The sequence below is a fragment of the Ehrlichia ruminantium str. Welgevonden genome (genome assembly GCF_000026005.1).
Lineage (GTDB): Bacteria > Pseudomonadota > Alphaproteobacteria > Rickettsiales > Anaplasmataceae > Ehrlichia > Ehrlichia ruminantium.
On sequence record NC_005295.2, the window covers coordinates 1009430 to 1022628 of the forward strand.

Below are 13199 nucleotides of genomic sequence, written 5' to 3' on the forward strand. Positions count from 1 at the left end.
CTTAAGATTGAGATACTATCTGCCTATCGACAAGCTCAATAATTGCTATAGGAGCACAATCACCTTTACGAAACCCATTTTTCATAATTCTAGTATAGCCACCATTTCTACTTTTATAACGAACTGATAACACATCTATCAATTTATCAGTTGCATCAATGTTCTTGAGTTTGGATATTAATAACCTTTTCCCATATACTAAATTTTTCTCCCTGTACACCTTACCAATAGTAATAAGCTTCTCTACATAAGGACGTAATTCCTTAGCTTTAGGCAAAGTAGTAGTAATTCTCTCATGCTTAATTAAAGATATAGATAAATTTAATAACATAGAGATTCTATGAGCACTAGTACGAGAAAACTTTCTATGAGCAACACGATGCCTCATAACATAACCTCACTTTTCTTATTCTTCACTATATTGCTTACTTAAACTCTCAATGGACTCAGGAGGCCAATTTGCAATCTTCATACCCAAATGCAAATTCATACTTGCCAAAAGCTCATTAATTTCATTAAGTGACTTCCTACCAAAATTTGGAGTTCTTAACATATCAGATTCAGTCTTCTGTACTAAATCTCCTATATAAGTAATATTATCATTTTTCAAGCAATTATATGATCTAACCGAAAGCTCCAACTCATCAACCTTACGTAATAAATTAGAATCATAAGGTAATACATCCTTAGTATCAACCTTCTGATGAGGCTCATCAGTTTCATCAAAATTAATAAACTGTTGAAACTGATCTTGCAAAATTCTTGCAGCCAATGCAACAGCTTCATCAGGTAAAATAGAATGATCTGTCTCTACAGACATAATCAACCTATCATAATCTGTAAACTGACCAATACGACTGCTCTCAACTCTGAAAGACGCTTTCTTGATCGGACTATAAAGAGCATTAGTAGCAATAAAATTTACAGGAACATCATTTAATCCAAACTTATTAATTGACTTACGCTTCACAGCGGGAACATATCCTTTTCCAGAATTAACATACATTTTTATATTAAAATCAACATCCTGATCCAATGTACAAATCAATAAATCCTTATTTAAGATAGTACAATCAGGAGTATCAGCTATCATCCCAGACCTTACTTCACAAGGCCCCTTAACTTTAAGAGATAACACCTTATTATCCATCCCAGAAAGCTTTAACCTAATCATACTTATATTCAATAGAATATCAGTTACATCCTCTCTAACCCCAGAAATTGAAGTAAATTCATGCAAAACATTTTCTATTTCAACACCATAAACTGCAAAGCCACGCAAAGAAGACATCATAACTCTTCTCAAAGCATTACCTAGAGTTAATGCAAAACCGCTTTCAAGTGGCTCAATAATTAAATCTGCCTTATTTAAAGCATTACCATGATTAACTACTTTAATAGAAGAAGGCTTAGTTAACTTATTCCAGTGGTCACTCATTGATATACGCCCTACATCACTAGAGTATGGACTACCTACTCCCATATAACCCGATTCTTGAGCAACAGAACTAGAATCCTCATCAAAAATCACAATAGAACCTCACACATTACTATAAACATAATTAAACCCTGCGCCTCCCTGGAAGCTTACATCCATTATGTGGAAGCTTCGTAGTATCTTTAATAGAAGTAACATTTAAATTACAAGCTTGAACAGCCCTAATAGCTGCTTCTCTACCTGCCCCAGGACCAGAAACTTTAATAGATACAGTTTTCATCCCATTTTGCTCAACAACTGTTTTAACAGCATGCCCTGCTGTTTCTTGCGCCGCATAAGGAGTTGCTTTCTTAGATCCCTTAAAACCATAAGCTCCAGCAGAAGTTGATACTAATGAATGCCCTTGCTGATCAGTAATAGTCACAATTATGTTATTATAAGTAGCATGAATGTGCACAACCCCAACTACAACATTCCTTTTTTTCTTTTTATTATATGTTACACTCATAATATACCTTGTTATTTTTTCTTAGCAGCAACTGGCAATCTTGACCTACCCTTACGAGTCTTAGCATTAGTATGAGTTCTTTGCCCGCGCACAGGTAACCCCCTTCTATGCCTTAACCCTCTGTAACATCCTATATCAGTCAAGAACTTAATATTCATACTAACTTCTTTCCTTAAATCTCCTTCCACTACATAATTTTCTCTAATAAAATTCCTAATTCTAATAATTTCATCATCACTTAAATTTACAACTCGAATATTATGATCAATATTGCAACTTTCACAAATCTTATTAGCTAAAGAGATACCAATACCATATATATAAGTCAAAGCAATAACTACACGCTTATTTGTAGGAATATTAACTCCAGCTATACGTGCCACTAACTTTCCTCCACAAGATAATAAATGTCTTGCAATATAGCAAATTTGTCAATTAACGTCAATCAATAATTAAATATTCTATGCGTTCCTTTATATCCTGAGTAACCTTATCAATTGATTTACCTGCATCAATTTGTATGATCTTATCATGGTAATACAATTCTAAATCTTTCATCTCCTCATAGTATTGATTAACTCTTTTGACTATCACTTCAATCTTATCATCATATCTATAATCTAACCGACCTTTACAAAACTTACAAGTGATTTCATCTATTGCTTGATCAAAAAAATGTAAATTAGAAACCTGTCCACAATCCTTACATACAATACGTCCACAAAGCCTACTTTTTATAGTGTCTAAATCTAATTGTAATTGTATCACTATATTAATCTTATTATTACGCTCTTCCAAAATTTTAGTTAGAAACTTCGCTTGACTTAAATTTCTTGGGAAACCATCTAATAAAAACCCATTACTGATACTATTAATAGATACTGAAAACATCCTGCATACTAAATCATCATCCACTAAATCACCAGATTCCATAATATGCCTAATCTTACGTCCATCATCAGTATCAAGCTTTGCCTGATCCCTCAACAAATCCCCAGTTGAAATAACAGAAATACTAGGATAAATCTCTGACAAAATACGACACTGAGTACCCTTACCAGACCCAGGTGGACCAAATATCAACATATTTATTTTATTTTCCATAATTCAGACTTTTTAATTAATGTACTATAACGACTTGAATACAAATGTGTTTGAATTTGAGAAAATGTATCAATAATAACATTAACTATTATTAGAAAACTAGTGCCCCCCAAAGTAAAAGATATAGAATAATAATACCTAATAAGCTCAGGAACTATACAAATAACTGTTAAATATACTGATCCCAAAACAGTTAATCGTTTCATTACATAATTAAAATACTCACAAGTACTATTACCTGGCCTTTTACCTGGAACAAATCCCCCATTTTTCTTTAACAATTCTGATGTTTCTTTTGCATCAAAAACAAATGTCATATAAAAAAACGCAAAAAACACTATTAATAGTGCATAACACACTATATACAACAGCTTACCAGATGAAAAATACATAAGTATAAAATCAGACCATGGAGAACCTTGATGAAAATTTGCAACAGTAATCGGTGATAACAGTAAAGCATTTGCAAAAATAGGAGGTATAACTCCAGAAATATTAATTTTTAGCGGAACATATGTAGATGCAGTATTATATAATTTATTTTTAACCTGCCTTTTTGGATATTGTACTAAAATTTTTCTATAAGATTTTTCAACGAAAATGATTAACAATAGTAATGCAAAAAATATTAATATCATTAATAAAATCACAAATATTGGCACATTGCCATTTTTACCTAATAAAAACATAGCAGAAAAAGAACCTGGTAACTCTGCGATTATTCCTGTAAATATAATTAGAGAAATCCCATTACCAATACCCCTTTTATTTATACTATCACCTAACCAGAGTAGAAACATTGTACCACCTAACAAGCTACTAATACCTACTACCCTAAATAACAAACCAGGATCAATTACCACAATACTAGTCTGTGTATTCATTTTTTCTAACCCAAGCAAGATAATAGAACCTTGAATTAAACAGAAAACAATAGTTATATATCTTACATAAGTATTAATCTTTACCCTACCTAATTCACCACTTTGTCTCATCTCATTCAATCTTGGAATTGTAACTGAAAGTAACTGCATAATTATAGAAGAAACTATATATGGCATAACATTAAGGGCAAAAATTGTCATTCTACCTAAAGCACCACCAGAAAATACATTAAAAATACCTAAAACACCCACTGAATGTTTTGATATAACTGCATCTATTACATCTGGATTAATGCCTGGAATAGGTATATATGTACCTAAACGATATATAATTAAAGCTAATAGCGTAAACCAAATCTTACCTAATAAATTATCCTTATTCCAAGACAGCAGAGCCATTTTTATAACCTAAGATTACCTAAATTTATATTAAAAATGTTATTTTGATTCACTATCTGAAAGACTATTCAATAAAGTAACCTGTGACTTTGCTGATTTTGAAATAAAATCATATTCAATGCATACAGTAGTGTTCAGTTTACCATCCCCAAGAATCTTAATTTTTTGTTTAACTGAAGAAATAACACCTAAATTATACAAAACTTCTTTTGTAATAGCAGAAACATTATCAATCTTTCCACTGTCAATAAGCCTCTGAATCAAAGATAAATTGATTATCGAATACTTATTTTTAGGTAAAGAATTAAAACCTCTTTTAGGTAAACGAGTAAATATAGATTGTTGTCCACCTTCAAAACCATTTATAGAAACTCCAGATCTTGCTTTCTGACCTTTATGACCACGACCAGAAGTTTTACCTTTACCACACCCTATACCTCTACCTAAAACCTTAGATTTCTTTTTTTTAGGTAATCCGCTAAATATATTATTCAATTTCATAACTACATCCATAAGTTATCTATTCTCAATAATCTCACCTATTTTCCTACTTCTTTTACTAGCTACTTGTTTCGGTGAGAGCATTTTTCTAAAAGCAGTAAATACAGCATATACAACATTATGTGGGTTTGAGGAACCTATAGATTTTGCTACAACATCTTGTACACCTAAAACTTCAAAGATTAAACGTATAGAACCACCAGCTATAATACCTGTTCCCACCTTAGCAGATCTTAACATAACCTTACTTGAACAAAACTTAGCTTGTATATCATGATGTAAAGTACGAGACTCACGTAAATGTACCCTAATCATATTTTTTCTAGCAGCATTAACAGCTTTTACTTTAGCTTCAGATACCTCAAGATGCTTACCTATTCCGCAACCAACTTTACCTTTTTCATCCCCTATAACTACTAGAACTGAAAACGAAAATCTACGACCACCTTTAACTACCTTAGCAACTCTTCTAACAGAAACTATCAACTCAGAAAAATCATTAGATCCATGCGTGTTCCTTGACTTCTTGACAACATCCATACTATACAACCTACCTATTAAAACTCAAAACCATAACTTCGCAATTCATTCGCAAATTCAGCAACTACCCCTATATACTTATAAGGTCCTCTATCAAAAACAAATTTTTTACAATTATCCAATTTATTCAATCTTTCAGACATTAACTTTGCAACAATTTTTACAGAATTACTATTAACTCTCCTATGAGCTAAAGCAATAACCTCACGTTCTAAAGTAGAAGCAGCAGCATATGTTTTACCACAACTATCATCTATTAACTGAACATAAAAATGCCTATTTGATTTAAAAATTGACAACCTTAACAAGGAAAGATTGTTTTTTAACTTTAACCTTACACGTCTTTTTCGTCTTTCAAATCTATTAGAAGTAGCCAACATATCAATTTACACCTTACTTTTTCTTATTAACTTCTTTTCTATAAATATATTTGCCTTTAATGGAAATACCCTTACCTTTATATGGGTTATATTTCCTGATTGAACAGATATCAGACGCAACCATATATACTTTTTGTTTATCAAAACCTTTTACTAATATCTGAGTAGGCTTAACACACTGAATAATAATGCCATTAGGTATTTTATACTTTATACCATGACTAAAACCTAACGATAAAGATAAATACTCATCATTAACTTCTGCCTTATATCCAACCCCAGTAATTTCAAGTTCAACAACTAACCCTTGAGATAACCCTATAGCATAACTATTAATCATACTTCTATAAGTTCCCCACATTACCTTTGAGTTAGCAGAACTATCATTAACATGCAAGGTAATGCTGTTACCATCAATATTACAGGATATACCATAATCTAAAACTAACTTTAATGAATTTTCACTATTCTTCAAAGTAAGCTGGTTACCAACTAAATCCACCTGAACATTACTAGGAATCAGTATAGGCATAGAGCCAACTCTTGACATCTTATTTATCTCCTAAAAAACACCACATAAAATTTCTCCACCAACACCAGATTTACGGGCATTATAATCTGACATAATCCCTTTAGATGTAGATATTATATATAACCCCAAACCATTATAAAACTTCGGCATACCCTTAGCTGAACAATAGCATCTTTTGCCAGGTTTTGACACTCTACATATCCGATTAATTACAGGAACACCATTATAATATTTAAGTTTTACCTCAAAAAACTTTATATTAGTGCTCCTTAACTTTTCAGTAAAACCATCTATATACCCTTCCGATAGTAAAATTTGCAATATAGCATGGATAACATAAGAATAAGATACTGTTACAACCTTATTCATACTTAATTGCCCATTACGTATACTTGTTAAAAAATTAGCAATAGGATCTGACAACGACACTACTGAACCTCCTTTTAATATTACCAACTTGATTTAGTCAAACCAGGTATTTGTCCAATTGAACCTAACTGACGTAAAACAATACGAGAAACTTTAAACTTTCTATAACAACCTCTAGGCCTACCAGTAATTAAGCATCTATTTCTAATCCTAATATAAGAAGAATCCCTAGGAAGCTTGGATAACTTTACTTGTGCTAAAAATCTATCATTCATAGAAATAGATTGATCTTTAATAATAGCACGTAACTTCTCCCTTTTACTTTTTAATCTATCACAAATAGATATACGTTTTAAGTTTCTCTGTATAACAGACTTTCTTGACATCAAACCCCTCTAATTAATAAATGGCAATCCAAATTCCATTAACAATAGCTTCGCATCCTTATTGTTAACTGCATTTGTTACAATATTAATATCTAACCCCAATATTTTATCTATTTTATCATAATCCACTTCCAAGAAAGATATATGTTCTTTAATACCAATAGATATATTACCACACCCATCAAATTGATTAATAGATAAACCTTTAAAATCTTGCTCTCTAGGAAGAACAACATATATCAATCTTTCCAAAAATTCATACATTTTATTATTCCGCAAAGTTACCTTACAACCAATAGGAAATCCTTTACGTATTTTAAACCCAGCAATAGATTTCTTAACAGAAGTTGCTACAGGCTTCTGACCAGCTATTAATGCCAAATCACGAACACAAGAATTCATAACCTTACTATCAGAACCTCTAATTCCTAACCCCATATTCAAACAAACCTTAACAATCTTAGGCACTTGCATTACATTACTATACCCAAGCTTATTTTGTAATGATGGTACAATTTGAGTCTTATACAAATCTTTTAACATATAAATAACCTACTCTATAACTTTGCCAGAAGATTTCATAAAGCGTACTTTTTTATCATCAATAAATTTATAGCCCACCTTCGTACGAATACCAAGAACTGAATCAACTAATGCGATATTTGAAATATTAATTGGCCTTTCAACACTAATAATTCCACCATCACTATTTTGTGTTGCCTTAACACTCTTCTTACATATATTAATCCCAGAAACTATTGCAAAGGTGAGATCTTTACCACAAGATTTCTTTTTTAAAACTTTAATCACCTTACCCATTTTCCCTTTATCTTTTCCACTAACCACTAGAACATCATCACCAGCAATAATTTTCATACCCATTTTATAATACCTCAACAGCTAAAGACATAACCTTAGAAAAAAGACCAAAAGGTAATTTTTTAACCGGACCGAATACACGAGTTCCCAATGGATCACCTTGATCATTAATTAACACAACAGCATTACTTGAAAATTTAATAACGCTACCATCTAATCTACGTACTGCCTTTTTGACCCTAACAATAACTGCTTTATAAACTTTCCCTTTACTAACCTTTCCTCTTGGAATCACAACTTTTGTTGAGACTACAATAACATCACCAACTGATGCAGATTTTTTTCCATTCAATAGCCCAATACATAACACCTTGCGAGCGCCAGAATTATCTGCAACATCTAATAAAGTATTTTTCTGTATCATATATCACCTTTATATTACAACCCACCTTTTAGTAGCAGATATAGGTATATGCTCACGTATCTGCACAACGTCACCACACTTATACCGATTATATTCATCATGTACTACATAGTTTTTACGTTTCTTAACTATTTTTTTATACATCTTATGACTGACCATCCGGGACACCATAACTTTTATAGTTTTATCACACTTTGCCCCAACAACCACTCCGGTCAAAACTTGCTTAGACATTCTTGACCTCATTCTTTCTTTCACTTAACACTGTTAATATCCTAGCTATATCTTTCTTTATATTTGAACCATAAAAATGATTATGCGACTTATCAAGTTTTTTAGTTAAAATAACATCAATTAATTCCTTACGTAAATTAAACAACAGCTCATGTAATTCATCATTAGTCTTAGATCTGATATCAATAATATCCATACTTAATACCCTTTACAATTCATCACTAATAAACTTACACTTTACTGGAAGCTTAGCTTGAGATTTTTGCAGAGCTTCCTTAGCTAAATTTAACGAAACACCACTTATTTCAAACAATATTTTACCAGGCTTCACTTTACATACCCACATCTCAATACTACCCTTACCTTTCCCCATACGGACATCCATAGGCTTTTTACTAACAGGAGTATGACAAAATACTCTTATCCAAACTTTACCTACACGCTTCAGAGTCCTAGAAATACTTCTTCTAGCTGATTCAACCTGCTTAGAAGTCAATCTACCAGGTTCTAAAGATTTTAAACCATAAGTTCCAAATGCTAAAGTATAACCACCTTTAGCATTACCACTAATACGTCCCTTAAAATCCTTCTTATATTTAGTTTTCTTAGGTATAAACATAAAATTTACTCACTACTCATTGCTCGATTTTGTCTCACCAAGATACACCCAAACTTTAACACCTATTATACCATAGATAGTCTTAGCTTCAGAGAATCCATAATCTATATTAGCCCTAAAAGTATGCAATGGAACACTACCTTCTTTATACCATTCTGTCCTAGCAATTTCAGCACCACCTAATCTACCAGCACAACTAACTTTGATTCCTTTTGCACCTATTTTTAAACAATTTTGTACACTTCTTTTCATAGCTCTCCTAAAGGATACCCTCCTTTCTAGCTGTTGTGCTATGTTTTCTGCTATTAAAATAGCTTTCAGTTCAGGTTTTTTGACTTCTATAATATTTAACTCAATATTATTATTGATCATCTTGACAATTTTTTGCTTCACTTTATCAATATCAGCACCTTTTTTACCTATAATCACACCAGGTTTAGCAGAATATACATTAACCATAATTACATCTACTTTTCTAGCAATTACAACCTTACTAATAGAAGCATGATAGAAGGCCTTCTTAATAAATTTACGTAATAAAAAATCCTCATGAAGTTTAGTAGTATAATCTTTATTAGCATACCATAAAGAATCCCATGTATTGATTATTTTTAACCTTAAACCAATAGGATTAGATTTTTGACCCATAAACTTATACCCTCTCAAACAATTTTATGATCACATTACCATAATGCTTATATACCCTACATGCCTTGCCTCTCGCACGTGCATGAATTCTACGTAAAGAAAAAGACTTACCAACTAAAACTTCCTTAATATAAAGATTATCAACATCAACACTATAATTAGCCTGCGCATTAGCAATTGCTGATTTTAAAACTTTACTTATGTATCTAGCAGATTTTTTCTTACAAAATTTTAGATACATAACAGCAACAGATACAGGCTTACCTCTAATTAAATCAGCAACTAAATTTAACTTGTAAGGAGTAGACCTCAACCCCATCCCTTTAGCTTCAACCAACACTTTACTCATAATACAAACCAATTTACTTTCTAGATACCTTCTTATCACCAACATGTCCAGTATAACGACGAGTTGGAGAGAACTCACCAAACTTACGACCAATCATATTATCATTCACTTTTACAGGTACATAAGTCTTCCCATTATAAACCCCAAAAGTTAAGCCAATAAACTTATTTAATATTACAGAAGACCTAGAGTGAATATTGATAATAGAGTTTAATTTATTTTGAGCTATAGCCTTATTCACTAGGCGCAAAACATGTGGCGCACAAAAAGGAGGTTTTTTTATAGATCTAGACATACTTTACCCTTTATCAGATACACGCTTAATATACTTATTACTAGACTTATTTTTCTTCCTAGTCTTTTTACCTTTTGTCGATACACCCCATGGTGTCACAGGATTTCTACCACCAGAAGTCTTACCTTCACCTCCACCATGCGGATGGTCTATAGGATTCATAGCAACACCACGCACAGTTGGTCTAATACCCAGCCACCTACTTCTTCCAGCTTTACCTAACTTTACATTTTGATTATCTAAGTTAGAAACTATACCTATAGTTGCACAACAATCAGCTAATACTTTCCTAATCTCACCAGAACTCAATCTAAGTAAAACATATATACCATCCTTACTCATCAACTGAGCATAAGTACCAGCAGATCTTGCTATAATTCCTCCCCCTCCAGGCCTCAATTCAACATTATGTACAAATGTTCCCACAGGGATCAGCTTTAACATAAGACAATTTCCAGGTAATATATCAGAGCCATTACCAGACATAATTACATCACCTTTTTTTAATCCATGTGGCGCAATTATATAAGACTTTTCCCCATCATCATAAGATAACAATGCAATAAATGCTGTCCTATTTGGATCATACTCTAATCTTTCAACAGTAGCAGGTACTCCAACCTTCTTTCTCTTAAAATCAATAATTCTATATAAGCGTTTATGTCCTTTACCACGATGACGAACAGTAATAACACCACGAGAATTTCTTCCACCATGAGAAATCTTATAACCAACCAAAGATTTTTCTGGCCTACCTTTCCATAACGTAGACTTATCTAACAAGACAGTACCACGTAGTGATGGAGTTACTGAATTTAAATTTTTAATACCCATGTTACTATTTTATTCCCATATACTTAAAATCCTGATCTTTTAATAGAGAAAAATAGACTTTTTTTCTATCTTTCCTATGACCAATTATTCCTTTAAAATACTTCTTTTTGCCTTTTTGATTTAAAATATTAATACGGACAACATCCAAACCAAAAACTACTTTAAAAGCCTTCCTGATTGTTTTCTTATCCGCATCACCTGATACATAAACAGCATACTTATTAAATTTCTCATTCAACAATACTGCTTTTTCTGTAATAATAGAGGAATGTATAATACTAAAATAATTAATCATAACAACCTATCTTCTAAATACTTCACAGTGTCAACAGTTAGAATTACACAATCATGCCTTAAAATATCAAAAACATTTGTTCCAATTTGCTTTAGCAACGTTACATTATGCAAATTTTTACAAGAATACATCATTCCTTTATTATAATCTTTACCAATAATCAAAAAAGATTGATGCTCAAAATTCTTAATAAAGCGTAATACTTGCGCTGTTTTCACAAAATTAACATCAATACTATCTAAAATCAACAATTTATTACAAGAATTCTTTAATGATAAAGCAACTTTTAACCCTAAATTACGCACTTTCTTATTTAGCGAATAAGCATGAGTCCTAACTACTGGACCAAAAATAACAGCACCACCTCTAAATTGTGGACTACGCAAACTACCTTGTCTTGCTCTTCCAGTATGCTTCTGCCTGTATGGTTTAGCTGTTGTACCAGAAACATCACCTATAGTTTTTGTTTTATGAGCTCCAATACGCCTCTTAGATAATTGCCATTCTACCACCATTTTTAATATATCTGGCCTATAGTTTACAGAAAATATCAAAGGATTTAAGTCAATCTTACCAATGTTTTGACTCTCTATGTTTATTACATTAACTTCCATATATTATCATCCAATATTATCTAACTTTAAATCTTCAGCACATATAGGAAAAGAATTTTTAGGAACAGGCTTTTTAATAGCATCTCTAACAAAAAGATAAGACCCCTGAGCTCCAGGAATATTATTACCCTTGACAACTAATAAAGATTTTTCTTTATCTACTGAAATAACTTTAATATTTTGTACAGTTACTCTACTATTCCCTAAATGACCAGCCATCTTTTTACCCTTATATACTCTTCCAGGATCTTGACACTGACCAGTAGAACCTTGAGACCTATGTGAAATAGAAACACCATGAGATGCTTTTAACCCCTTAAAGTTATGCCTCTTCATAACACCAGCAAAACCTTTACCTAAAGAACATCCAGTAATATCAACATATTGGTTTTCAACAAAGTGAGTAATTAAAACTTTAGCCCCCACTGTCAAATTATCAATATGATCAACCCTAGATTCAAAAATTTTACAATTAACATTAATATTACTTTTTTGTAAAATTTTTAATTGAGGTTTCTTCATATTAGTAGAAACTTTCATTCCAAAGACTACTGAAGTATAACCATGAGAATCTTTGTCCTTTATCGATACAACAAAAGAATCCCTTAAATGCAACAACGTAACTGGTATTCTTTTTCCTTCATTATCAAAAATAGCACTATGTCCTACTTTTTCTAACAATAACCCTATTCTCTTAGCCATTATTACTGCCTCCAATTACCTTAACCTTTACATCTACACCAGCAGGTAACTGTAAGCTCATTAGTGCTTGAATAATTGTTGAATTAGCTTTTGGTAAACTAATTAAACGTTTATGTGTTCTAATTTCAAACTGCTCCCTAGATTTTTTATCAACATGAGTTGATCTATTAACAATAAATTTAGCCACTCTACGAGGAAAAAATATCGGGCCATTTACACGTGCACCACTCCTTTTAGCAGTCAAAATAATGCTACGGGCAGACCTATCTAATAAATAGCTATCAAAGGCCTTTAACTCAATATATATCTTTTGCGTTACCATAAC

The 13199-nt window shown here is 31.9% G+C and carries 26 protein-coding genes; all 26 read right to left on the minus strand.

The genetic code is table 11. The features are described from left to right. Position 1 precedes the first annotated feature (1 nt). From rplQ to rpsJ, 26 genes are read right to left on the minus strand one after another with little or no spacing between them, the layout of a single operon-like run. Complete coding sequence (rplQ, locus tag ERUM_RS03175; protein WP_011155265.1) at positions 2 to 388, minus strand: 50S ribosomal protein L17; 387 nt, start codon at positions 386 to 388, stop codon at positions 2 to 4. 18 nt (positions 389 to 406) lie between these two features. Then, complete coding sequence (locus ERUM_RS03180; RefSeq protein ID WP_011256130.1) at positions 407 to 1531, minus strand: DNA-directed RNA polymerase subunit alpha; 1125 nt, start codon at positions 1529 to 1531, stop codon at positions 407 to 409. Positions 1532 to 1562: 31 nt separating this feature from the next. Then, the gene (gene rpsK, locus ERUM_RS03185) at positions 1563 to 1946 is read right to left on the minus strand and encodes a 30S ribosomal protein S11 (protein WP_011155267.1); all 384 of its coding nucleotides are present in this window, start codon (positions 1944 to 1946) and stop codon (positions 1563 to 1565) included. Between the two features lie 11 nt (positions 1947 to 1957). After that, positions 1958 to 2329 carry a 30S ribosomal protein S13 gene (gene rpsM, locus ERUM_RS03190; protein WP_011155268.1) on the minus strand — a complete coding sequence of 124 codons (372 nt, stop codon included), beginning with the start codon at positions 2327 to 2329 and terminating at the stop codon, positions 1958 to 1960. Between the two features lie 58 nt (positions 2330 to 2387). Further along, positions 2388 to 3050, minus strand: a complete 663-nt coding sequence (locus tag ERUM_RS03195) for an adenylate kinase family protein (RefSeq protein ID WP_011155269.1) — start codon at positions 3048 to 3050, stop codon at positions 2388 to 2390. After that, complete coding sequence (secY, locus tag ERUM_RS03200) at positions 3035 to 4333, minus strand: preprotein translocase subunit SecY (protein WP_011155270.1); 1299 nt, start codon at positions 4331 to 4333, stop codon at positions 3035 to 3037. The genes ERUM_RS03195 and secY overlap by 16 nt, the downstream gene beginning before the upstream one ends. Before the next feature lie 39 nt (positions 4334 to 4372). Further along, positions 4373 to 4846 carry a 50S ribosomal protein L15 gene (gene rplO, locus ERUM_RS03205; RefSeq protein ID WP_011155271.1) on the minus strand — a complete coding sequence of 158 codons (474 nt, stop codon included), beginning with the start codon at positions 4844 to 4846 and terminating at the stop codon, positions 4373 to 4375. A gap of 3 nt (positions 4847 to 4849) precedes the next feature. After that, complete coding sequence (gene rpsE, locus ERUM_RS03210) at positions 4850 to 5374, minus strand: 30S ribosomal protein S5 (protein WP_011155272.1); 525 nt, start codon at positions 5372 to 5374, stop codon at positions 4850 to 4852. Positions 5375 to 5391: 17 nt separating this feature from the next. Further along, positions 5392 to 5754: a 50S ribosomal protein L18 gene (locus tag ERUM_RS03215; protein WP_011155273.1), complete on the minus strand. Its 363-nt coding sequence runs from the start codon at positions 5752 to 5754 to the stop codon at positions 5392 to 5394. Positions 5755 to 5767: 13 nt separating this feature from the next. Next, positions 5768 to 6304 carry a 50S ribosomal protein L6 gene (gene rplF / locus ERUM_RS03220; RefSeq protein ID WP_011155274.1) on the minus strand — a complete coding sequence of 179 codons (537 nt, stop codon included), beginning with the start codon at positions 6302 to 6304 and terminating at the stop codon, positions 5768 to 5770. 12 nt (positions 6305 to 6316) lie between these two features. Further along, positions 6317 to 6715: a 30S ribosomal protein S8 gene (rpsH, locus tag ERUM_RS03225; protein ID WP_011155275.1), complete on the minus strand. Its 399-nt coding sequence runs from the start codon at positions 6713 to 6715 to the stop codon at positions 6317 to 6319. A 20-nt stretch (positions 6716 to 6735) separates the two neighbouring features. Next, positions 6736 to 7041, minus strand: a complete 306-nt coding sequence (gene rpsN / locus ERUM_RS03230; RefSeq protein ID WP_011155276.1) for a 30S ribosomal protein S14 — start codon at positions 7039 to 7041, stop codon at positions 6736 to 6738. Between the two features lie 9 nt (positions 7042 to 7050). After that, positions 7051 to 7584: a 50S ribosomal protein L5 gene (rplE, locus tag ERUM_RS03235; protein WP_011155277.1), complete on the minus strand. Its 534-nt coding sequence runs from the start codon at positions 7582 to 7584 to the stop codon at positions 7051 to 7053. A 9-nt stretch (positions 7585 to 7593) separates the two neighbouring features. Next, positions 7594 to 7923 (minus strand): 50S ribosomal protein L24, encoded by a 330-nt coding sequence (rplX, locus tag ERUM_RS03240; protein ID WP_011155278.1) that lies wholly within the window; start codon positions 7921 to 7923, stop codon positions 7594 to 7596. A gap of 1 nt (position 7924) precedes the next feature. Then, positions 7925 to 8284 carry a 50S ribosomal protein L14 gene (rplN, locus tag ERUM_RS03245; RefSeq protein WP_011155279.1) on the minus strand — a complete coding sequence of 120 codons (360 nt, stop codon included), beginning with the start codon at positions 8282 to 8284 and terminating at the stop codon, positions 7925 to 7927. Positions 8285 to 8293: 9 nt separating this feature from the next. Then, a complete protein-coding gene (gene rpsQ / locus ERUM_RS03250; protein WP_011255720.1) occupies positions 8294 to 8542 on the minus strand; it encodes a 30S ribosomal protein S17 in 249 nt (82 codons plus the stop codon). Continuing rightward, positions 8511 to 8714, minus strand: a complete 204-nt coding sequence (gene rpmC / locus ERUM_RS03255) for a 50S ribosomal protein L29 (protein ID WP_011155281.1) — start codon at positions 8712 to 8714, stop codon at positions 8511 to 8513. The genes rpsQ and rpmC overlap by 32 nt, the downstream gene beginning before the upstream one ends. A 12-nt stretch (positions 8715 to 8726) precedes the next feature. Further along, the gene (gene rplP, locus ERUM_RS03260) at positions 8727 to 9137 is read right to left on the minus strand and encodes a 50S ribosomal protein L16 (RefSeq protein WP_011155282.1); all 411 of its coding nucleotides are present in this window, start codon (positions 9135 to 9137) and stop codon (positions 8727 to 8729) included. A 12-nt stretch (positions 9138 to 9149) separates the two neighbouring features. After that, a complete protein-coding gene (gene rpsC / locus ERUM_RS03265) occupies positions 9150 to 9785 on the minus strand; it encodes a 30S ribosomal protein S3 (protein WP_011155283.1) in 636 nt (211 codons plus the stop codon). 4 nt (positions 9786 to 9789) lie between these two features. Then, positions 9790 to 10134: a 50S ribosomal protein L22 gene (gene rplV, locus ERUM_RS03270; RefSeq protein ID WP_011155284.1), complete on the minus strand. Its 345-nt coding sequence runs from the start codon at positions 10132 to 10134 to the stop codon at positions 9790 to 9792. 13 nt (positions 10135 to 10147) lie between these two features. After that, a complete protein-coding gene (gene rpsS, locus ERUM_RS03275; protein WP_011155285.1) occupies positions 10148 to 10429 on the minus strand; it encodes a 30S ribosomal protein S19 in 282 nt (93 codons plus the stop codon). A 3-nt stretch (positions 10430 to 10432) separates the two neighbouring features. Continuing rightward, entirely contained in the window at positions 10433 to 11263 is an 831-nt protein-coding gene (gene rplB, locus ERUM_RS03280; protein ID WP_011155286.1) for a 50S ribosomal protein L2, read from the minus strand. A gap of 4 nt (positions 11264 to 11267) precedes the next feature. Further along, entirely contained in the window at positions 11268 to 11558 is a 291-nt protein-coding gene (locus ERUM_RS03285; protein ID WP_011155287.1) for a 50S ribosomal protein L23, read from the minus strand. Beyond that, positions 11555 to 12172, minus strand: coding sequence for a 50S ribosomal protein L4 (gene rplD, locus ERUM_RS03290; protein WP_011155288.1), 618 nt, complete (start codon positions 12170 to 12172; stop codon positions 11555 to 11557). Before rplD ends, ERUM_RS03285 begins: the two co-directional genes overlap by 4 nt. A gap of 6 nt (positions 12173 to 12178) precedes the next feature. Beyond that, positions 12179 to 12874: a 50S ribosomal protein L3 gene (rplC, locus tag ERUM_RS03295; protein WP_011155289.1), complete on the minus strand. Its 696-nt coding sequence runs from the start codon at positions 12872 to 12874 to the stop codon at positions 12179 to 12181. Next, complete coding sequence (gene rpsJ, locus ERUM_RS03300) at positions 12867 to 13196, minus strand: 30S ribosomal protein S10 (RefSeq protein WP_044148737.1); 330 nt, start codon at positions 13194 to 13196, stop codon at positions 12867 to 12869. Before rpsJ ends, rplC begins: the two co-directional genes overlap by 8 nt. Positions 13197 to 13199 lie beyond the last annotated feature (3 nt).